This is a genomic window from Frigoribacterium endophyticum (assembly GCF_011759585.1).
Taxonomy (GTDB): domain Bacteria; phylum Actinomycetota; class Actinomycetes; order Actinomycetales; family Microbacteriaceae; genus Frigoribacterium; species Frigoribacterium endophyticum.
In genome coordinates, this window is the sequence record NZ_JAAOYV010000001.1 from 1,408,057 (window position 1) to 1,427,515 (window position 19,459).

Genomic DNA, 19,459 nt, shown 5'->3' on the forward strand with positions numbered 1-19,459 from the left:
CGGGGCGAGTCCGTAGAATCTGCGGGGTGAGCGTGAACCAGACTGACCCGATGATCGGCCGTCTCATCGACGATCGTTACCAGGTCCGCTCACGCATCGCCCGGGGCGGCATGGCCACCGTGTACCTCGCCACCGACCTGCGGCTCGAACGACGCGTCGCGATCAAGATCATGCACGGCCACCTCGCCGACGACGCCTCGTTCAAGGAGCGCTTCATCCAGGAGGCCCGCTCGGCCGCCCGGCTCGCCCACCCCAACGTGGTCAACGTCTTCGACCAGGGGCAGGACGACGACAGCGCGTACCTCGTCATGGAGTACCTGCCCGGCATCACGCTGCGCGAGCTCCTCCAGGACCACTCCGTGCTCACCAGCGAGCAGGCGATGGACATCCTCGAGGCGGTGCTGGCCGGCCTCGCCGCCGCGCACCGCGCCGGCATCGTGCACCGCGACCTCAAGCCCGAGAACGTGCTGCTGGCCGACGACGGCCGCATCAAGATCGGCGACTTCGGGCTCGCCCGCGCTGCCACCGCCAACACCGCCACCGGCGCGGCCCTGCTCGGGACGATCGCGTACCTCTCGCCCGAGCTGGTCACGCGCGGCATCGCCGACACCCGCAGCGACATCTACGCCCTCGGCATCATGCTCTACGAGATGCTCACCGGCGAGCAGCCCTACAAGGGCGAGCAGCCGATGCAGATCGCCTACCAGCACGCCAACGACACGGTGCCCGCACCGAGCCTCGTCGCACCGGGCGTGCCGGTGGAGCTCGACGAGCTCGTGCTCTGGGCCACGGCCCGCGACCCCGAGCACCGCCCCCGCGACGCCCGCGCGCTGCTCGAGCAGCTCGTCGACGTGCAGCGGGCGTTGGCGGACCCGGCAGGCGCGAGGCCTGCGCAGCGCACGATGGTGCTGCCGCCCGCCCCCGCGTCGGCGCCGACCTCGGCGACGTCCGTGCTCCCCCGCGGTGCGACGGGCGAGACGCACGTCCTCCCGCGGGCGCGCCACCGGACAGGGCCCGTCCCGCCTCCGCAGGCCGCCAACGTCGACAAGCTCGCCGCAGTGGCTGCCCGTCGGCGGCGACGAGGCGCCGTGTGGCTCTCCCTCGTCGTCGTGCTCGCACTGCTCGCCGGAGGCGCCGGCTGGTGGTTCAGTGCCGGCCCCGGTGCGCAGATCGCCGTCCCGGACGTCACCGGTCAGGATCCCACCGCCGCGACCAGCGCGCTCCAGGCCGCCGGGCTCACCGTCGCCCCCGAGCAGAGGACCGACTTCTCCCCGACCGTGCCGGCCGGGCAGGTCACCGGCACGGACCCGTCGGCGAGCTCGCGGGTGGCACGGGACCGCCCCGTGACGCTGGTCGTCTCCCAGGGCCCCCAGCAGCTCGACCTCCCCACCGTCGTCGGCCTCTCGGAGGAGGACGCCCGTGCTGCCCTCGGCGACTTCACCGTGGGCGACTCCTCGACGCAGTTCGATCCCGCCGTCCCCGAGGGCGCCGTCATCGCCCTGAGCGGCGTCGACGACTCCGGCTCTCCCGTCGACCTGAGCTCGGCTGCCCAGTACGGCGAGCAGCGCCCGGTCACGCTCACCGTCTCGGCCGGGCCGGTGCCCGACGTCAGCGGCCAGCCGCTCGCGGAGGCCCAGGCAGCGCTGGCCGCCGTCTCCCTCTCCGGGCAGGAGGCGGGCACCGAGTTCAGCGACACCGTCGCCTCGGGCTCCGTCATCCGCAGCGAGGCCCAGACCGACGGTGTGCTCGTGCCCGGAGCGACCCTCGACCTCGTCGTCTCGAAGGGGCCGGCGCCGGTCACCGTCCCGGACGTCACGGGCAAGACCATCGACGACGCGGTCGCCGAGCTCCGCGCCCTCGGCCTCCGAGTGACGTACGACAAGTGCACGAACTTCACCTGCGCCTTCTTCGACTGGGAGGCGCGCCTCACCGTGACCGCCACGGACCCCGCTCCGGGCGGCACGGCGGCCCGCGGATCGACGATCGCCCTGAGCTACCGCGTCGAGTAGGCCCCGCGACGACCGACGCCCCGCCCTCTCGAGGAAGGCGGGGCGTCAGGCGCTGGGCATGCGGGAGGCGCGGGTCAGACGGCCGCCAGCTCCTCCGCGACCAGGAAGGCGAGCTCGAGCGACTGCATGTGGTTGAGGCGCGGGTCGCAGAGCGACTCGTACCGCGTCGCCAGCGTGGCCTCGTCGATGTGCTCCGAGCCGCCGAGGCACTCGGTCACGTCGTCGCCCGTCAGCTCGATGTGGATGCCGCCCGGGTGCGTGCCCGCGGCGCGGTGCGACTCGAAGAAGCCCTTGACCTCGTCCATGATCTCCTCGAACCGACGCGTCTTGTAGCCGGTCGGCGTCGTCAGGCCGTTGCCGTGCATCGGGTCGCTGACCCACAGCGGCGTGGCGTCGGCGGCCGAGATGGCCTCGAGGAGGGGCGGCAGGGCGTCGCGGATCTTGCCCGCGCCCATGCGCGTGATGAAGGTCAGGCGGCCGGGCTCACGGTCGGGGTCGAGCACGTCGATCAGCCGCAGCATGTCGTCGGGGGTCGTGCTCGGGCCGAGCTTGACGCCGATGGGGTTGCGCACCCGCGAGAGGAAGTCGACGTGGGCACCGTCGAGGTCGCGCGTCCGCTCACCGATCCAGACGAAGTGCGACGAGAGGACGTAGGGCGTGCCCGTGCGACTGTCGATGCGCGTCATGGGGCGCTCGTAGTCCATCAGCAGGCCCTCGTGGCTGGTGTAGAACTCGACGCGCTTGAGCTCGTCGAAGTCGGCCCCGGCGGCCTCCATGAAGCGGATGGCCTTGTCGATCTCGCGGGCGAGGTTCTCGTACTGGGCGTTGGCGGGGTTCCGGGCGAAGCCCTTGTTCCAGCTGTGCACCTGGCGGAGGTCGGCGAAGCCGCCCTGCGTGAAGGCCCGGATCAGGTTGATGGTCGACGCGGAGGTGTGGTAGCCCTTCACGAGCCGTGCCGGGTCGGCACGCCGGGACTCGGGCGTGAAGTCGTAGCCGTTGACGATGTCTCCGCGGTACGCGGGCAGGGTCACGCCGTCACGGGTCTCGTCGTCGCTCGAGCGGGGCTTGGCGAACTGGCCGGCCATGCGGCCCATCTTGATGACGGGCATCGAGGCGCCGTAGGTCAGCACGACCGCCATCTGGAGGATGGTCTTGACCCGGTCTCGGATCTGGTCGGCCGTGGCCCCGGCGAAGGTCTCGGCACAGTCGCCGCCCTGCAGCAGGAACGCCCGCCCCTGCGCCGCCGCCGCGAGCCGCTCGCGGAGGGTGTCGACCTCGCCGGCGAAGACGAGGGGCGGCAGCGTGGCGAGCTCGGCCGAGGCGGCCTCGACGGCCGCGCCGTCGGGCCAGCGGGGCTGCTGCTTGATCGGCAGGGTGCGCCAGCGGTCGAGGCCCTCGAGCACGTCGGCGTCGGCGATGGCTGCGAACGGTTCAGGGGGCTGGACCACGGTCGTCCTTGCGTCTCGGAGGGGCGGAGCCGGTCGGTTCCGACGAGCGAGCTTATCGCGAAAGGGCCGCGCGCTTCTCCTTGACGGAGGAGGCGTACACGTCGGCGTACTCCTGGCCGCTCAGGGCCGCCAGCTCGTACATGATCTCGTCCGTGATCGACCGGAGGATGAAGCGGTCGCCCTCCATCCCCTCGAACCGGCTGAAGTCGAGCGGCTCGCCGAAGACGACCCCTACCCGGCGGATCTTCGGGATCTTCGTGCCCGTCTGCATCACCTTCTCGGTGTCGATCATCGCGACCGGCACGACCGGCACATGCCCCTCGAGGATCATCCGGGCGACGCCGGTGCGGCCCCGGTAGAGGCGGCCGTCGGGGCTGCGAGTGCCCTCGGGGTAGATGCCCAGCTGCTCGCCCCGCGCCAGGACCGCCAGGCCCGTCGCGAGCGACGCCTCCGACGCCTTGCCCCCCGAGCGGTCGATGGAGAGCTGGCCGGTCGCGGTGAAGAAGAGCCGCATGGCCCAGCCCTTGACGCCGCGCCCCGTGAAGTAGTCGCTCTTGGCGAGGAAGGAGATGCGGCGCTCGAGGGCCAGGGGAAGGAAGATCGAGTCGACGAACGACAGGTGGTTGCTCGCGAAGATGACGGCACCGGTCGCGGGCACGTTCTCGAGGCCGCGCACCCACGGGCGGAAGACGGTGAGGACGAGCGGGCTCGCCACGAACGTCTTGAGGAACCAGTACAGCATCGGGCGGAGCCTCTCTTCTCTGAGCGGTCGGAGCCTAGCGGCTCGCGGCGTGCACCCGCGCGAGGTCGGCGGCGCCGACGACGCCCGCGTCGTTGACGAGCTCGGCGATGACGAACTCGGGCTCGGGGTGGTAGCCGCGCGCCGGCAGGTGCTCGAGGTAGGCAGCGCGGACGGGGGCGAGCAGCAGCTCACCGGCCTGCGCGACGCCTCCGCCGAAGACGAAGACCTGGGGGTCGAGGATGGCGCTCAGCGACGCGGCGGCCTGGCCGAGCCAGGTGCCGAGCTGTCGGAGGGCCTCGAGGGCGCCCGGGTCCCCCGCCGTGAGCAGGTCGCTCACGTCGTGGCCGGTGAGCTCGCCCTTGCGCGTGCGGACCTCGGCGAGGGCGCTGCCCACGCCGCCCTGGTCGGCGACCTCGCCGGCCATGCGGAGGAGGGCCCGGCCCGAGCCGTACTGCTCGATGCAGCCGCGGGCCCCGCAGCCGCAGGGCAGGCCGTCGGGGACGATGCGCATGTGGCCGAGCTCGCCGCCCGTGCCGAAGCCTCCGCGCATGAGGCGGTCCTGGGCCACGACGGCGCCGCCGACCCCGGTGCCGATGGTGAGCATGGTCATGTCGCTGGCCAGCCGCCCGGCGCCGAACCGGAACTCCGCCCAGCCCGCCGCGTTGGCGTCGTTGTCGATCGTGATCGGGAGGTCGATGCGCTCGGCCAGACGGGCGCGCAGGGGCTCGTTCCGCCACGCGATGTTCGGCGTGTAGTAGACGGTGGACTGCGAGGCGTCGATGAAGCCGGGGGCGGCGACGCCCGCCGCGACGACGTCGGGGTGGGCGGCGCGGAGGGCGGTGATCATCTCGACCACGGCGTCCACGATGGCGGCGGAGTCGCCGGCCGGGGTCGGCACGCGACGCTCCTCGACGATCTCCCCGAGTTCGGTGACGACGCCACCCGCGATCTTCGTACCACCGATGTCGATTCCGATTGCCTGCACGAACAGGGAGTCTAGCCTCGCCCCGCTCCCGGGCTCGCCACCGGACGGGCCGGTCCGGCTAGGGTGAGGGGACCGTCGTTCGGTACCGAAGGAGCTGCCGTGAACGAACACACCACCCCCCTGGCCGTCGAGCCGGACCCCGCCGCCAACGCCACCGACCTCCTGGTCGAGCGGGCGGCCCTCACCCCGGACGCTGCGCTGTTCGCCGTCCCCGACGGAGTCGGGGGCTGGCAGGACGTCACCGCGGCCGAGTTCCTGGCCCAGGTGCGGGCCCTCGCCAAGGGCCTGGTCGCCGCCGGCGTCGAGCCCGGCGAGAAGATCGGGCTGATGTGCCGCACGCGGTACGAGTGGACGCTGGTCGACTTCGCCACGTGGTTCGCCGGCGCGATGCTGGTGCCGGTCTACGAGACGAGCGCCCCGAGCCAGGTGCACTGGAACCTCAGCGACTCGGGGGCCACCGCGGTCATCGTCGAGACCGCCGACCACTTCGCCAAGTTCGACGAGGTCCACCCCGAGCTGCCCGACGTGCGGCACGTCTGGCAGATCGACCTCGGCGACCTCGAGAAGCTCGCGGCGTCGGGCGCGGGCGTCCCCGACGCGGAGATCGACCGGAGGCGTCGGCTGGCCACCGCGGCGGACGTCGCGACCCTCATCTACACCTCGGGCACGACGGGCCGCCCCAAGGGCTGCGTGCTGACCCACGGCAACTTCGTGGAGACGAGCCGCAACGCCGCCGTGGCCATGGGCGACGTCGTCGCGCCCGGGTCGTCGACCCTGCTGTTCGTCACCACCGCACACGTGTTCGCCCGCTTCATCGCCGTCCTCTCCGTGCACGCGGGGGTCAAGGTCGGGCACCAGGCCGACACGAAGCAGCTGCTCCCCTCCCTCGCGTCGTTCCGGCCGACCTTCCTCCTCGCCGTTCCACGGGTCTTCGAGAAGGTCTACAACTCCGCCGAGCAGAAGGCGGAGGCCGGCGGCAAGGGCGGGGTGTTCCGTCGGGCCGCGGCCGTCGCGGTGGCCCACAGCAAGGCGCTCGACGCCGGCGAGGTCCCCCTCGGCCTGAAGCTCCGCTTCGCGCTCTTCGACCGGCTCGTCTACAGCAAGCTCAAGAAGGCGATGGGCGGCCGCATCCGGTACGCGGTCTCCGGCTCCGCCCCGCTCGGCACACGCCTCGGGCACTTCTTCCGCAGCCTCGACATCCGGGTGCTGGAGGGCTACGGCCTGACGGAGACGACGGCCCCCGCGACGGTCAACCTCGTCTCGCGCTTCAAGATCGGCACGGTGGGCCCGGCCCTGCCGGGGGTCTCCGTCCGCATCGACGACGACGGCGAGGTGCTCGTGCGGGGCGAGAACGTCTTCGCCGGCTACTGGCACGACGAGGAGGCGACCGCCGAGGTGCTGCGTGACGGCTGGTTCCGCACGGGCGACCTCGGAAGCCTCGACGACGAGGGGTACCTGACCATCACGGGCCGGAAGAAGGAGATCATCGTCACCGCGGGCGGCAAGAACGTCGCCCCGGCGGCCCTGGAGGACCCGATCCGGGCGAACCCGCTCGTCGGGCAGGTCGTCGTCGTCGGCGACCAGAAGCCGTTCGTCAGCGCCCTCGTGACCCTCGACGCCGAGATGCTGCCCGTCTGGCTCAACAACGCGGGCGAGGCGGCGGACATGCCGCTGGCCGAGGCAGCCCGCCACCCGAAGGTGCTCGCCGAGGTGCAGCGAGCCGTCGACACGGCGAACGACGCCGTCTCGAGGGCCGAGTCGATCCGCAAGTTCGTGGTGCTGCCTGTGGAGCTCACCGAGGCCGCGGGGCACCTGACGCCCAAGATGAGCGTCAAGCGCGCGGTCGTGGTGCGGGACTTCGCCCAGGAGATCACCGACCTCTACACGGTCTTCCCGACGACCGAGTCCGTGCGCACCGTCCCGGACGCCCCGACGGGGCGCCGGGCCCGCTGACCCGCCGGGCCGGCGACGCGGCGAGCTACACGCGCCACCAGTCGCTGGCCCGGATCTGGCGCATCGCGTCGCGCTTCGTCTCGGGCTCCAGGGTCATCACGTAGAGGGTCCCGGCCAGGTGGTCGGTCTCGTGCTGCAGCGCCTGGGCCATCAAGCCCGTGCCCTCGAGCACCACGCGGCGGCCGGCGAGGTCGACACCCTCGACGCGGGCGTACGACCAGCGCGGGGTGGGGAACCAGAAGCCGGGCACGGACAGGCACCCCTCGTCGACGAGCCCTCGCTCGCCGCTGGCCTCGACCACGACGGGGTTGAGAACGTAGCCGACCTCGCCGTCGACGTTGTAGCTGAAGGCGCGGAGGTCGACACCGATCTGGGGCGCCGCGACGCCCGCGCGCCCCGGCTCCCGCACGGTGTCGAGGAGGTCGGCGACGAGCGAGTCGAGCCGGGGGTCGCCGACGACGACGGGGTCGGCCGGGGAGCGGAGGACGGGGTCGCCGAAGAGGCGGATGGTTCTGACGGTCACCCCCCTACTCCACCATGCCCGGAGCCGTCCGCGCGCCCACCCGCCGCGTGCCGCGCGGACGACGTGCAGGCGTCTCGACGCCGGGGACGGTATCGTCGTGGTCGTGCATGTACTCAGCGTCAGTTCTCTCAAGGGCGGCGTCGGCAAGACGACCGTGACGCTCGGGCTCACGTCGGCGGCCTTCGCCAAGGGCCTCCGTACCCTGGTGGTCGACCTCGACCCGCAGTCCGACGTCTCGACGGGCCTCGACATCACCGTCGCCGGCCACCTCAACGTCGCCGACGTCCTCGCCTCCCCCAAGGAGAAGACCGTCCGGGCCGCGATCGCGCCCAGCGGCTGGACCAAGGGGCGCCAGGGCAAGATCGACGTCATGATCGGCAGCCCCTCGGCCATCAACTTCGACGGCCCGCACCCGTCGATCCGCGACATCTGGAAGCTCGAGGAGGCCCTGGCGAACGTCGAGGCCGACTACGACCTCGTCCTCATCGACTGCGCCCCGTCGCTCAACGCCCTCACGCGCACCGCCTGGGCTGCGTCCGACCGTGTCACCGTCGTCACCGAGCCCGGCCTGTTCAGCGTCGCCGCGGCCGACCGCGCGCTCCGGGCCATCGAGGAGATCCGTCGCGGGCTGTCACCGCGCCTCCAGCCCCTCGGCATCATCGTGAACCGCGCGCGCGTGCAGTCCATCGAGCACCAGTTCCGCATCAAGGAGCTCCGCGACATGTTCGGCCCCCTCGTGCTGAGCCCCCAGCTGCCGGAGCGCACCTCCCTGCAGCAGGCACAGGGCGCGGCGAAGCCGCTCCACGCGTGGCCCGGCGAGAGCGCGCAGGAGATGGCCCGCAACTTCGACCAGCTGCTCGAGCGCATCATGCGCACGGCGAAGATCGGCGACTACGCGGAGCCCGCGGCCCGCTGATCGACGGCGCCCCACCACGACGACGGCCCCCTCGCACCTCACGGTGACGAGGGGGCCGTCTCGACGAGGGGGCCGGCGGGCCGGTCAGCTGGCGCGGCTGCCGCGGCGAGCCGCGAGCTCGTCGGAGGGATCGGCGGCGGGGGTGCTGTCGAGCTCGACGAGGCTGGTCTCCACCTCGCGGAGCACCTTGCCCACGGCGATGCCGAACACGCCCTGGCCGCGGCTGACGAGGTCGATGACCTCGTCGTCGGACGTGCAGAGGTAGACGCTGGCACCGTCGCTCATCAGCGTGGTCTGGGCGAGGTCGCTGACCCCGGACTCGCGGAGCTGGTTCACGGCCGTCCGGATCTGCTGCAGCGAGATGCCGGTGTCGAGGAGGCGCTTCACGAGCTTGAGCACGAGGATGTCGCGGAAGCCGTAGAGGCGCTGCGAGCCGGAGCCGGCGGCGCCGCGGATCGTCGGCTCGACGAGGCCGGTGCGGGCCCAGTAGTCGAGCTGGCGGTAGCTGATCCCGGCGGCGCGGGCGGCGACGGTGCCGCGGTAGCCGCTGTCGGTGTCGAGCTCGGGCAGGCCGTCGGTGAACAGGAGTCCCAGCTCGTAGCGGGAATCCTCAGGGGACCCTGACTCACTCATGCAGCTGCCTTCCACTGTTCTTCGTCCAGACCCGTAACGTTCAACATCGGGTTGATGGTTTGACCAAGACCCACGGTACCCACACGAGGCGTCGGACGAGGCGACATCCGCCCGGAGCAGTCGGCGTGTCGAGGATATTCCTCCGCCGCCCCGCCGTCTACGTGTCGAGGCGCTCGAGGGCGGTGCGGAGGAGCGCGCCGCGGACGACGTCGAGCTGCTCGGTGATCTCGCGCGAGAGCTCGGCGACACGCGCGCGGCCGGCCGCGTCGCGGCGACGTGCGACGGACGAGAGGGCGTTCTCGACGAGGCCCAGATCGCGCTCGACCGAGGAGCGGACGCCGCGGAGGTGCCTCGGCTCGATGCCCGACCGCGAAAGCTCGACGAGGGCGGAGAGCATCGTCACGGCGTCGTCGCCGTACACGTCGGACGGAGCGACGAGGGAGGCGCTGATCGCGTCGTCGAGGAGGCCCGCGGAGGCGCCGGTGCGGTCGAGCAGCTCGTCACGCGTGACGCGGCGGGGGTGCGACACGATCGACACGGGGGCCGAGCCGGTCGGCAGCGAGGTGGGGCGGCCGGCGTCGAGGTCGTCGAGGTGCTGGCGGATGACCTTGAGCGGCAGGTAGTGGTCGCGCTGCAGCCCGAGGATGAAGCGCAGCCGCTCGACGTCGGCCGGCGAGAACTTGCGGTAGCCGGAGGGCGTGCGCACCGGCGTGACGAGCTGGCGCTCCTCCAGGAAGCGCAGCTTGCTGTTGCTGAGGTCGGGGAACTCCGACTTGAGCCGCGCGAGCACCTGGCCGATGGTGAGCAGGTCGACGGGACCCGACTCGGCGGAGCGAGCGGCGGAGGAGCGGGGCACTACCCGATCGCCAGCTTGGCGAGGTCGACGCGCGAGGCGTAGAAGGTGAGCCGGAACTTGCCGACCTGCACCTCGGCGCCGTCGCTGAGCAGGGCCTCGTCGATGCGGGTGCCGTCGAAGTACGTGCCGTTCAGCGAGCCGAGGTCACGGACGGTGAACGTCGTGCCCGAGCGGCGGAACTCCGCGTGCTTGCGGCTGACCGTCACGTCGTCGAGGAAGATGCCCGCGTCGGGGTGGCGACCGGCCACGGTGACGTCGGAGTCGAGGAGGAACCGGGCGCCGATGTTGGGGCCCCGGCGGACCACGAGGAGGGCGGACCCGGAGGGCAGGGCCGTGACGGCCTCGCGCTCGTCGGTGGAGACGCCGCCCTCGAGGGCGGCGAGCTGCGCCTGGAACTCCTCGTTGAAGCTGAGGGTCGTGTCGACCCCCGACGGTGCCGGGTCGGACGCGTGGCCCTGGTGAGCACGGGTGTGAACGTCGTCACCGTCGTGCGTGCCGGGGACGTTGTTGTCGGGCTCTGCCATCGTGGACCTCCTTCGGCGTCCCAGCGTATAGGAACTCGGACCGCCGACGGGAACCGGATCCGGGCCCGGACGCCGTCGGGCCGCGACGAGCAGCCCGACACGGCCGCCGTTCACGGCTCCTCCTCATGCGACTCCCGCCGCGTTCATGGACTCGTCATCGGGAACGGACAGGGTGCCGACGTCTGATGGGGGCACGTCACCACGACAGCCACAGGAGGCACCCCATGGACCACCCCGAGCGCGACGAGAACGCCCGCACCGACGCCGGCACGGACGACGTCCGCCAGCCCGCCCCGGCGGCGCAGCCCGCCCCGACGCCGTCAGCCACCGACGAGGGCTCCCCGGTCGCTCACGCCCTCCCCCACGTCACGGGCACGTCGGACACCCGGTACGTCTCCGCCGCCCGGCCCGTGGGCGACGACGGCCACCAGTCGTACGACGCGGCCCCGGGCGCGGCCGTGCCCCCGACCTTCGCCGGGCCGGGCACGTCGCCCGCCGCCGCGTCGGGGCGTCGCCGCTCGCGGCGCTGGCTCGCGCTGACCGGGGCCGCCGCCGCGGTCGTGCTCGTGGCCGGCGGCGCCGGTGCGGGCGCCTGGGCCGTCGGCCGCACGGCCGGCGAGGCCGCCGCGGCCTCCGCCGCCGCCCAGCGGCAGGCGCTCGAGCTCGCCCCGCAGCTGCTCGGCCCCCGCTCGGGCAGCACGGGCGGCTCGGGGAGCGCCCAGGGCGGCACCGGCAGCGCCCTGCCGGGCGACGGGACGCAGGGCGGCACGGGCACGACCGAGTCGTCGGCCGTGCCCGCGACGGAGGCGGAGACCGCGGGCGTGGTCACCATCGTCTCGACGCTGAACTACGACGAGTCGTACAAGTCGGCCGGCACGGGCATGGTCCTCACGGCGAACGGGCTCGTGCTCACCAACAACCACGTCGTGCAGGGGTCGACGAGCATCCAGGTGACCGACGAGGCCTCCGGGCGGACGTACACGGCCGACGTCGTCGGCACCGACGCGACGAACGACGTCGCCGTGCTCCAGCTGCGCGACGCGAGCGGGCTCACCCCCGTGACGTTCGACGACCCCGGCGACGTCGCGGTGGGCGACGCCGTGCACTCGACGGGCAACGCAGGCGGCACCGGGGACCTCGTGACGGCGACGGGCACGGTCCTGTCGACCGACGAGTCGATCCAGGTCCAGAGCGAGTCGGGCACGGGGACGGAGTCGCTGAGCGGCCTGATCGAGCTCCGGTCGGACGTCGTCTCGGGCGACTCCGGCGGGCCCCTGCGCGACGCCTCCGGCGACGTCGTCGGCATCGTGACCGCCGCCTCCTCGGGGACCACCCCGATCACGGGCTACGCGATCCCGATCGACGACGCGCTCGACATCGCGCGCCAGATCGAGTCGGGCACGCCGAGCTCGACCGTGCAGATCGGCCTCCCTGCCTTCCTCGGCGCCGAGATCGCCAGCACCGCCACGGGCGGCGTCGCCGGCGTACCGATCGCCGGCACGGTCGACGGGAGCGCGGCCGAGTCGGCGGGCCTCGTCGCCGGCGACGTGGTGACGGCCCTCGACGGCACGCCCGTGAGCACGGCCGAGGCCCTGACCGCGGCGGTCAAGGCGCACGCCTCGGGAGACCGCGTGACGGTCACCTGGACCGACGCGACGGGCGCCTCGCAGACCGCCACGGTCACCCTCGGGGACGGCCCCGCGGCCTGACCCGTGCGGCACCGCCGACGAGACGCCGTGGTCGCCCTCCGGGCGACCACGGCGTCGTCGTGTGCGGCGTGCGGTGGGCGGCGTGCGGTGGGTCGCGTGCGGCGCCGCCGGCGCCTCAGCTCGCGGGCAGCGCGTCGAGGGCCGCGAGCAGGCGGCCCGGGCCCACCACGTCGGCCCCCCGGGCCCGCACCCTGGCGCCGAGCTCGCGGTCGGCCGTCACGACGACGACCTGCCCGCCGCCGGCGCACAGGCGGTCGACGACCTCGACGATCGCGGCGTCGCCGTCGGCGGGCGCCCGCACGACCGTGACGGGGTGGGCCGCGGTGCCCGAGGTGCGGGCCTCGGGGCCGTCGGCGGTCTCCGTCGCGCCCCGCGCCTCCCCCTCGAGGACGACGGTGACGTGCGGCCACCAGGAAGTCGCGGCGCCCGCCCCGGTCGGGGGCTCCGCCAGCACGAGGTCGGCCGGCAGGCCCGTGCGGGCCGCGGCCGAGAGCGCCCCGAGGAGGCGCGTGGCGGCCCCGGCACGGTCGCGCCACCAGCCGTCCGGGCGAGAGCCCACGACGTTGGCCGCGTCGACGACGAGGTGCGGGGCGAGGTCGAGCTGGGCCTCGAGCCCCGGCCACGACGCCGCGAAGCCGGGGTGCAGCGGCAGGGCCGCGACGTCGGCGCGGGGCACCCAGGCGAGCTCGATGCTCTCCGCGTCGGAGATCACGGCCTCGAACGGCCGCTCGACCCGGGCCACGACGGTCGTGTACGACCACGGCGGCACCTCGAGCACGGACTCGAACACGAGCCGCAGGGCGTCGCCGGGCACGGCGGCCTCCTCGCCGCTCTCACGGAGGGCGCCCTCGACCGCGGTCTCGTCGAACTGGCGGGCGCCGCCCGGCAGGCCCCAGGTGCCGCCGTGGTGGCTCCACTCGACGCGGTGCTGCAGGAGGACGCGGTCGTCGGCGTCGACGACGAGCAGGCCGGCGGCGCCCGCCCGGCCCCAGAAACGTCGGCCGTCGGAGGTCTCGACCCAGCCGTCAGCGGGTCCGTGGATGGTCACCCCGCGAGCTTGCCACACGCCGCCGGGAGCGGACCCGGCGAGGTGGCGGGCACGACCCATCCGATCCGGCGGAGGCTCCGAACGAGAACCCGGGGGCTGGTCCGGAACCCGATGTCGGACCATCCCCCACCCTCCCGCCCGGGGCGGGGACGACGAGGTCGCCGCCCGGGGCCGGGTCCGGGCCGCTGGTCGACGCGTCAGCCGGGCGTTCCGTGGAACGATCGGGCGGCCGCCGCGGCCTAGACGAAGCGGATGGCCTGCTGCAGGCGCTCGCGCACCTCGAAGACGTCGCTGATCGAGGTCCGGTCGCCGAGCTCGGGCCCGTACGTCAGGACGTGCGCCAGCAGCGACCGACGCAGCACCCAGGTGGAGCCGCGTCGACCGCGGCCGACCTGCTCGAGGGCCGGCGGGAAGTCGTCGTCGGGCACCACGATCAGCTGGTGCGTGAACGAGACGCGCGTCGAACGTCGCACGGCGCGGGCCTGGCGGGTGAGGTCGCGCACGGGCTGCTCGTGCTCGGGCACGCCGCTGCCGACCAGCTCGCCCCGGGAGACGACGAGCTCGCTCCCCCAGTCGGACGACTGGACGGCGAACAGGCCCGACGGGCCGAGCACGACGTGGTCGAGCTTGCCCTCGTCGCCAGCGTCGACGTCGCTCCAGATCGTGTAGCCGATGCCCAGGCCGGTGACCACGGCCACGGTCGCCTCCTCGGCGAGCGCGTCCGCCAGGACGTGGCGGATCTCGGGCGGGGCTGTGCGGACGAGCTGCTCGTCGTAGGGGTCGTCGAGGGGCACGCCGCGACCGACCCACTCCCGCATGAGGTCGAGGTACCGCTCGCGGTTGGCGCCTCCGGGGTGGCCGTGCACGCGGGCACGCGGCTGGGAGCCCGTGCGCGGAGCGTCGCGGGCCGGAGGGGCCCAGCTGAACGGGGCGCCGCCGGCGGTGCCGGGCCCCGGGGCGCGGGACCCTGATGTGGCGGGGCCGCGGCGGCGGTCGTAGGCGGCCCGCGCCTCCGGAGTCCCGACCTGCTCCCAGGCGAGCTGGAGGGAACGGAAGGCCGCCGCGCTGCCGCCGAGGTCGGGGTGCGTCTCGCGCGCGAGGCGGCGGTACGCGCGGCGGAGCTCGTCGTCGCTCACGCCGGCGGGCACGCCGAGCACCTCGTACGGGGTCGCGGAGGCGGGGCTGGGCGTCACCTGACGGACTTTACCGGGAGCGGCCTGAACCACGGGTCCCGGCCCGCCGGGAGGCGGCTGGGCGTCGCCAGGGGCCGTCCAGAGCCGCCGCGTACCGTCGGCCGCGACCCCGTCGAGAGAGGAAGACACGATGACCACACCGGTCCGCACCGTCATGAGCCCCGCCCGCTACGTCCAGGGGAAGGACGCGATCACCCGCCTCGGCGAGTTCGTCGCCGCCATCGGGTCGTCGCCCCTGATCGTCTCCGACGACGTCGTCTGGGGCCTGGTCGGCGACGCCGTCGAGACGAGCTTCGGCGGCTCGGAGCTGCGCGTCGAGAGGGTCGGCTTCGGCCGCTTCGCGACCCCGGCCGCCATCGACGAGCTCGCCGGGCAGATCCGGTCGACCGAGGCCGACGTCGTCGTCGGCATCGGGGGCGGCAGCGCCATCGACGCGGCGAAGGCGGCGGGCCACCTCGCCGGCGTCCGGTGGGTGAGCGTGCCCACGGTCGCCTCGACCGACGCCCCGACCTCCGCCCTCGCCGTCGTGTACTCGGAGGAGGGCGAGTTCCTCGAGTACCGCTTCTTCCCCCGGAACCCGGACCTCGTGCTCGTGGACACCCAGCTCGTCGCGAACGCCCCGGAGAAGTTCCTGGTCGCCGGCATCGGCGACGCCCTGGCGACCTGGCTGGAGGCGCGGGCCTCGTCGCGGGCCCACGCCACGACCATGGCGGGTGGCCTGGCGACGAGGACGGGCGTGGCGCTGGCCCGGCTGTCGTGGGAGATCATCCACGAGAACGCGTTCTCGGCCCTCGAGGCGGTGCGCGACCACGTCGTCACGCCGGCCCTGGAGGACCTCGTCGAGGCGAACACGCTCCTCTCGGGCCTCGGCTTCGAGTCGGGGGGCCTCGCCGCCGCCCACGCGATCCACAACGGGCTGACCGCGGCTCCGCAGACGCACGGCCTCACCCACGGGCAGAAGGTCAACGTCGGCTCGATGACGCAGCTCGTGCTGGAGGGCGCTCCCCGTCAGGAGATCGAGGAGTTCGTCGTCTTCACCACCCGCGTCGGCCTGCCCAACACCCTCACCGAGATCGGGCTTTCCGTCGACGACCACGACGAGCTCCGGGCGGTGGCGGAGGCCGCCACGGTGGAGTCGGAGACGATCCACTCGATGCCGTTCCCCGTGACGGCCGACGACGTCGTCGCGGCGCTCACCGCGATCGAGCGGCTCTCGCGGAGCATCCGCGCCCAGGCCGGCCTGCCCGAGCCCGTCGCGTACGTCGCTCCGCACTAGGCGGACCGACCACGAGAGGGGCCCCCTGCGCAGGCAGGGGGCCCCTCTCGTCGTCGGCTGACCGGCCCGCGCCAGGGGTCAGGCGGCCCGCGCCGACCGGGCGACGCGCCAGGCCCGCCAGCGCAGGTGCAGCCGGCGGCCGAGCCGTCGCACGGCCTGCGTGACCCGGTGGGCTGCCGGGAACTCCGTGCCGAGCACGGCCACCCCGACGAAGACGATCAACCACCCCGGGCCGGGCAGCGGGACGAGCACGAGCCCGAGGGCCACGACGAGGAGGCCCACGAGCGCGACGAGCACCTTGTAGGCGACGCGGAGGCGCGGCCAAGAGTCGAGGCGGACCCTGGCCGCGACGTAGCGGGCGCGGGCCCGGGCGCGTCGGGTGCCGGAGGCGGTGGTGCTGCGGGACAACATGCCCCGACGGTAGGCGGTCGGCCTGGCAGGGCCCGCCGTGCCGCCTGCCAAGCGCCTGGGCACGCCGGCGTCGGACGGCCAGCGGGCCAGCCCGGGCCGCGACCAGGCACCACCTGTGAGCGGTCACCGCCCCGAGGGCGTAGCCAGGAGCCATGGACTACACACATCTGGGACGCACGGGGCTGTCCGTCTCGAGGGCGGTGCTCGGCACGATGAACTTCGGGCCGCAGACCTCCGAGGCCGACTCCCACGCGATCATGGACCGCGCCCACGACCTGGGCGTCAACTTCTTCGACACGGCCAACGTCTACGGGTGGCAGAAGGGCGAGGGCGTCACCGAGCAGATCATCGGCCGCTGGTTCGCCGGCGGCGGCGGCCGCCGCGAGAAGACGGTGCTCGCCACGAAGCTCTACGGCGACATGAGCGACTGGCCCAACGGCGGCAAGCTCAGCGCACTGAACATCCGACGCGCCCTCGACGAGAGCCTCACACGGCTGCAGACCGACCACATCGACCTCTACCAGTTCCACCACGTGGACCGTGAGACGCCGTGGGAGGAGATCTGGCAGGCGATGGAGGTGGCCGTCCAGCAGGGCAAGGTGCTCTACGCCGGCAGCAGCAACTTCGCCGGCTGGCACATCGCCCAGGCGCAGGAGGCGGCGAAGGCCCGGCACTTCACCGGCCTCGTCAGCGAGCAGTCGATCTACAACCTCATCGTCCGCGACGTCGAGCGCGAGACGCTGCCGGCGGCCCGCGCCTACGGCCTGGGCATGATCCCCTGGTCGCCCCTCAACGGCGGCCTGCTCGGCGGCGTGGTCCGCAAGGCCGACCAGGGCGTCCGCCGCCTCGAGGGCCGTGCGGCCGAGTACGTGGCCGAGCACCGTGAGCAGCTCGAGCGCTACGAGGCCCTGGCCGACGACCTCGGCCACGCCCCGGGCGAGCTCGCCCTGGCGTGGCTGCTGCACCAGCCGGGCGTCACCGGGCCCATCACCGGCCCGCGCACCATGGAGCAGCTCGAGTCGGCCGTCGCGGCCGTCGACATCCGACTCGACGACGACGCCCTCGGGCGTCTCGACGAGATCTTCCCCGGGCACCGCACGGCGCCCGAGGACTACGCGTGGTGAACAGGAGAACAGCATGAGGACACGGACAATCGGAGACGTCACCGTCAGCGCGATCGGCCTCGGGGCGATGCCCCTGTCGATCGAGGGCCGGCCGGAGGAGAAGCAGGCGGTGGCGACGATCCACGCCGCCCTCGAGCAGGGCATCACCCTGATCGACACGGCCGACGCCTACCACCAGCCCGGCGCGCACGAGGTCGGCCACAACGAGTCGCTCGTGGCCCGGGCGCTCGCGAGCTACCACGGCGACACGTCGGGCGTGCTCGTCGCGACCAAGGGCGGCCACCTCCGCCCCGGCGCCGGCGACTGGTCGCAGAACGGCGACCCGGCCTACCTGAAGGAGGCGGCACGCGCGTCCGCGCAGCGCCTCGGCGTCGAGACCATCGGCCTGTACCAGTTCCACCGCCCGGACCCGGCCGTGCCGTACGCGGACTCGATCGGGGCCCTGGCGGAGCTGCTCGACGAGGGCGTGATCCGCATGGCGGGCATCTCGAACGCCGACGTCGACCAGATCCGCCTCGCGAACGAGGTGCTCGACGGCCGTCTCGTGTCGGTGCAGAACCAGTACTCGCCGGCCTTCCGGTCGAGCGAGGTCGAGCTGGCGCTCTGCGACGAGATGGGCATCGCCTTCCTGCCGTGGAGCCCCCTCGGCGGCATCACCGACGCGGCCGAGCTCGGCTCGAAGCACGCCGTCTTCGCGGAGATCGCGAACGCGCGCCGTCTCAGCCCCCAGGTGCTCACCCTCGCCTGGGAGCTCTCGAAGAGCGAGCTCGTCGTGCCCATCCCCGGCTCGCGACGCCCGCAGACCATCATGGACTCGGCGACGGCGGCCACGGTCAAGCTGTCGGCCGACGAGATCCAGCGTCTCGACGCCGCGGCAGGAGGAGACGAATGAGCGACCCGCGCACGAACCCCTACGACAGCATCTCCGAGGTGCCGTCGTTCACCCTGACGAGCACCGACCTCGTCGACGGCGGGGTGCTGTCGACGCCCCAGGTGAGCGGCATCTTCGGCGCGGGCGGCGAGGACGTCAGCCCGCAGCTCTCGTGGTCGGGCGCCCCCGAGGGCACGAAGGGGTACGCGGTGACCGTGTACGACCCCGACGCCCCGACGGCGGCCGGCTTCTGGCACTGGGCGGTCGCCGACCTGCCCGCGACGACGACCTCGCTGCCCTCCGGAGCCGGTGACGACGACGGCTCGGGGCTGCCCGAGGGCGCCTACCAGCTGCCGAACGACGCGGGCCTCCGGCGCTTCCTCGGCGCGGCACCGCCGCAGGGCCACGGGCCGCACCGCTACTTCGTCGCCGTGCACGCGCTCGACGTCGAGACGACGGGCGTCGACGCCGTCGCCACGCCCACGCTGCTGGCCTTCACCATCCGCGACCACACCCTGGCGCGCGCGGTGGTGCACGCCACCTGGGAAGCGGCCTAGCCGCACACGGGCCCTCGCGGCCCCCTCGAGGAGGCGCGACCCGGCACCCAGCCGGGCCGCGCCTCCTCGCGTCCGTGGCCGGGCACCGGCGCGGCGGGGCCGCCGGTCAGTGGTGGGGGTTCCGCATCATCACCGGCCGCCGGTCGGGCAGCGGGCTGGCCGGGCCGTCGGGCAGCACGTGCTCGGCCAGCTCGCCGCTGAGCGGGCGGGCCGGGGAGAACCCCGACGGCGAGCGGTGCACCTGGCCGTGCAGCCGTAGCCCGCCCGACGCCAGCCGGTCGGAGATCCCCCGCGCCCACGTCGAGACGGCGAGGTCGTCGAGCTCGGACTCGAGGGCCCGCTGCCAGACCAGCGCCAGGCCGCGCGCGCGGCAGGCCGACGCCTGGTCGCGGAGCAGCCGCTCGAGCACGTCGACGTCACGGCCGTACGGGAGGCGGGGCTGGCCGCGGAGCCGCAGCACGCTCTGGCAGGGCTCGCGCGCCACGTCGACGAGGACGACGTAGAGCAGGTCCTCGTCGCAGGGCTCGTCGCAGACGACGGCCGCCCACTCCTCCAGGGTGGTGGCGGAGTCGCGGTCGGGCAGGCGGGGGACGGTTCTCTCGGTGGGGGTCATGCCGACCACCGTGGCGGCCCGGAGCCGGGGCCCGCGGCGGCCCCTGCACGCCCTGGGGACCACGAGCG

The 19,459-nt window shown here is 73.7% G+C and carries 19 protein-coding genes; 8 read left to right on the forward strand and 11 right to left on the reverse strand.

Going from position 1 to position 19,459, the window contains the following annotated elements; translation table 11 throughout:
• The first annotated feature begins 50 nt into the window (after positions 1-50).
• Positions 51-2,009 carry a Stk1 family PASTA domain-containing Ser/Thr kinase gene (pknB, locus tag FHR77_RS06545; protein WP_208380718.1) on the forward strand — a complete coding sequence of 653 codons (1,959 nt, stop codon included), beginning with the start codon at positions 51-53 and terminating at the stop codon, positions 2,007-2,009.
• 74 nt (positions 2,010-2,083) lie between these two features.
• On the opposite strand, the gene FHR77_RS06550 is transcribed toward pknB, so the two are convergent.
• Genes FHR77_RS06550 through FHR77_RS06560 form a run of 3 tightly spaced genes read right to left on the reverse strand, consistent with a single transcriptional unit; the run spans position 2,084 to position 5,184 of the window.
• Complete coding sequence (locus FHR77_RS06550; RefSeq protein WP_167259267.1) at positions 2,084-3,457, reverse strand: class II 3-deoxy-7-phosphoheptulonate synthase; 1,374 nt, start codon at positions 3,455-3,457, stop codon at positions 2,084-2,086.
• A 52-nt stretch (positions 3,458-3,509) separates the two neighbouring features.
• On the reverse strand, positions 3,510-4,199 hold the full coding sequence (locus tag FHR77_RS06555; RefSeq protein WP_056055110.1) for a lysophospholipid acyltransferase family protein: 690 nt from the start codon (positions 4,197-4,199) through the stop codon (positions 3,510-3,512).
• A gap of 34 nt (positions 4,200-4,233) precedes the next feature.
• Positions 4,234-5,184 carry an ROK family glucokinase gene (locus FHR77_RS06560; protein ID WP_056055112.1) on the reverse strand — a complete coding sequence of 317 codons (951 nt, stop codon included), beginning with the start codon at positions 5,182-5,184 and terminating at the stop codon, positions 4,234-4,236.
• 99 nt (positions 5,185-5,283) lie between these two features.
• Here FHR77_RS06560 and FHR77_RS06565 point away from each other — a divergent pair, with 99 nt between their 5' ends.
• Entirely contained in the window at positions 5,284-7,137 is a 1,854-nt protein-coding gene (locus FHR77_RS06565; protein WP_167259268.1) for an AMP-binding protein, read from the forward strand.
• Between the two features lie 25 nt (positions 7,138-7,162).
• Here FHR77_RS06565 and FHR77_RS06570 read toward each other — a convergent pair whose 3' ends face one another.
• Positions 7,163-7,660, reverse strand: coding sequence for a peptide deformylase (locus tag FHR77_RS06570; RefSeq protein ID WP_167259269.1), 498 nt, complete (start codon positions 7,658-7,660; stop codon positions 7,163-7,165).
• 103 nt (positions 7,661-7,763) lie between these two features.
• On the opposite strand from FHR77_RS06570, the gene FHR77_RS06575 reads away from it, so the two are divergent.
• On the forward strand, positions 7,764-8,576 hold the full coding sequence (locus FHR77_RS06575; protein WP_056055961.1) for a ParA family protein: 813 nt from the start codon (positions 7,764-7,766) through the stop codon (positions 8,574-8,576).
• 84 nt (positions 8,577-8,660) lie between these two features.
• On the opposite strand, the gene FHR77_RS06580 is transcribed toward FHR77_RS06575, so the two are convergent.
• The 3 genes from FHR77_RS06580 to FHR77_RS06590 form a co-directional block, all read right to left on the reverse strand.
• Positions 8,661-9,209 carry a MerR family transcriptional regulator gene (locus FHR77_RS06580; protein ID WP_167259270.1) on the reverse strand — a complete coding sequence of 183 codons (549 nt, stop codon included), beginning with the start codon at positions 9,207-9,209 and terminating at the stop codon, positions 8,661-8,663.
• A 157-nt stretch (positions 9,210-9,366) separates the two neighbouring features.
• Positions 9,367-10,065: a transcriptional regulator FtsR gene (gene ftsR / locus FHR77_RS06585; RefSeq protein ID WP_056055123.1), complete on the reverse strand. Its 699-nt coding sequence runs from the start codon at positions 10,063-10,065 to the stop codon at positions 9,367-9,369.
• The gene (locus FHR77_RS06590) at positions 10,065-10,589 is read right to left on the reverse strand and encodes an FHA domain-containing protein (protein WP_056055126.1); all 525 of its coding nucleotides are present in this window, start codon (positions 10,587-10,589) and stop codon (positions 10,065-10,067) included. The genes ftsR and FHR77_RS06590 overlap by 1 nt, the downstream gene beginning before the upstream one ends.
• A gap of 224 nt (positions 10,590-10,813) precedes the next feature.
• Between FHR77_RS06590 and FHR77_RS06595 the strand changes: the two genes are divergently transcribed.
• Complete coding sequence (locus FHR77_RS06595; protein ID WP_167259271.1) at positions 10,814-12,298, forward strand: S1C family serine protease; 1,485 nt, start codon at positions 10,814-10,816, stop codon at positions 12,296-12,298.
• A 115-nt stretch (positions 12,299-12,413) separates the two neighbouring features.
• Here FHR77_RS06595 and FHR77_RS06600 read toward each other — a convergent pair whose 3' ends face one another.
• Both FHR77_RS06600 and FHR77_RS06605 read right to left on the reverse strand, forming a co-directional pair.
• A complete protein-coding gene (locus FHR77_RS06600) occupies positions 12,414-13,346 on the reverse strand; it encodes an NUDIX domain-containing protein (protein WP_341777250.1) in 933 nt (310 codons plus the stop codon).
• A gap of 239 nt (positions 13,347-13,585) precedes the next feature.
• The gene (locus FHR77_RS06605; protein ID WP_167259273.1) at positions 13,586-14,539 is read right to left on the reverse strand and encodes a DnaJ domain-containing protein; all 954 of its coding nucleotides are present in this window, start codon (positions 14,537-14,539) and stop codon (positions 13,586-13,588) included.
• Positions 14,540-14,669: 130 nt separating this feature from the next.
• Here FHR77_RS06605 and FHR77_RS06610 point away from each other — a divergent pair, with 130 nt between their 5' ends.
• On the forward strand, positions 14,670-15,815 hold the full coding sequence (locus FHR77_RS06610) for a glycerol dehydrogenase (RefSeq protein ID WP_167259274.1): 1,146 nt from the start codon (positions 14,670-14,672) through the stop codon (positions 15,813-15,815).
• Positions 15,816-15,893: 78 nt separating this feature from the next.
• On the opposite strand, the gene FHR77_RS06615 is transcribed toward FHR77_RS06610, so the two are convergent.
• Positions 15,894-16,226: a PGPGW domain-containing protein gene (locus FHR77_RS06615; protein WP_167259275.1), complete on the reverse strand. Its 333-nt coding sequence runs from the start codon at positions 16,224-16,226 to the stop codon at positions 15,894-15,896.
• A gap of 152 nt (positions 16,227-16,378) precedes the next feature.
• Here FHR77_RS06615 and FHR77_RS06620 point away from each other — a divergent pair, with 152 nt between their 5' ends.
• From FHR77_RS06620 to FHR77_RS06630, 3 genes are read left to right on the forward strand one after another with little or no spacing between them, the layout of a single operon-like run.
• Positions 16,379-17,350 (forward strand): aldo/keto reductase, encoded by a 972-nt coding sequence (locus tag FHR77_RS06620; RefSeq protein ID WP_167259276.1) that lies wholly within the window; start codon positions 16,379-16,381, stop codon positions 17,348-17,350.
• 13 nt (positions 17,351-17,363) lie between these two features.
• Complete coding sequence (locus FHR77_RS06625; RefSeq protein ID WP_167259277.1) at positions 17,364-18,242, forward strand: aldo/keto reductase; 879 nt, start codon at positions 17,364-17,366, stop codon at positions 18,240-18,242.
• Positions 18,239-18,778, forward strand: coding sequence for a YbhB/YbcL family Raf kinase inhibitor-like protein (locus tag FHR77_RS06630; protein WP_167259278.1), 540 nt, complete (start codon positions 18,239-18,241; stop codon positions 18,776-18,778). Before FHR77_RS06625 ends, FHR77_RS06630 begins: the two co-directional genes overlap by 4 nt.
• Before the next feature lie 106 nt (positions 18,779-18,884).
• Here the strand turns inward: FHR77_RS06630 and FHR77_RS06635 are convergent, their stop codons facing one another.
• Positions 18,885-19,391: a hypothetical protein gene (locus FHR77_RS06635; protein WP_167259279.1), complete on the reverse strand. Its 507-nt coding sequence runs from the start codon at positions 19,389-19,391 to the stop codon at positions 18,885-18,887.
• Between the last annotated feature and the right edge of the window lie 68 nt (positions 19,392-19,459).

What these genes read in the sequence shown, in the direction of transcription:
- FHR77_RS06580 (WP_167259270.1), bottom strand. Translation starts at nt 9,209, where the DNA reads ATGAGTGAGTCAGGGTCCCCTGAGGATTCCCGCTACGAGCTGGGACTC.
- FHR77_RS06630 (WP_167259278.1), top strand. Translation starts at nt 18,239, where the DNA reads ATGAGCGACCCGCGCACGAACCCCTACGACAGCATCTCCGAGGTGCCG.
- FHR77_RS06555 (WP_056055110.1), bottom strand. Translation starts at nt 4,199, where the DNA reads ATGCTGTACTGGTTCCTCAAGACGTTCGTGGCGAGCCCGCTCGTCCTC.
- FHR77_RS06625 (WP_167259277.1), top strand. Translation starts at nt 17,364, where the DNA reads ATGAGGACACGGACAATCGGAGACGTCACCGTCAGCGCGATCGGCCTC.
- pknB (WP_208380718.1), top strand. Translation starts at nt 51, where the DNA reads ATGATCGGCCGTCTCATCGACGATCGTTACCAGGTCCGCTCACGCATC.
- FHR77_RS06635 (WP_167259279.1), bottom strand. Translation starts at nt 19,391, where the DNA reads ATGACCCCCACCGAGAGAACCGTCCCCCGCCTGCCCGACCGCGACTCC.
- FHR77_RS06595 (WP_167259271.1), top strand. Translation starts at nt 10,814, where the DNA reads ATGGACCACCCCGAGCGCGACGAGAACGCCCGCACCGACGCCGGCACG.
- FHR77_RS06610 (WP_167259274.1), top strand. Translation starts at nt 14,670, where the DNA reads ATGACCACACCGGTCCGCACCGTCATGAGCCCCGCCCGCTACGTCCAG.
- FHR77_RS06620 (WP_167259276.1), top strand. Translation starts at nt 16,379, where the DNA reads ATGGACTACACACATCTGGGACGCACGGGGCTGTCCGTCTCGAGGGCG.
- FHR77_RS06590 (WP_056055126.1), bottom strand. Translation starts at nt 10,589, where the DNA reads ATGGCAGAGCCCGACAACAACGTCCCCGGCACGCACGACGGTGACGAC.
- FHR77_RS06615 (WP_167259275.1), bottom strand. Translation starts at nt 16,226, where the DNA reads ATGTTGTCCCGCAGCACCACCGCCTCCGGCACCCGACGCGCCCGGGCC.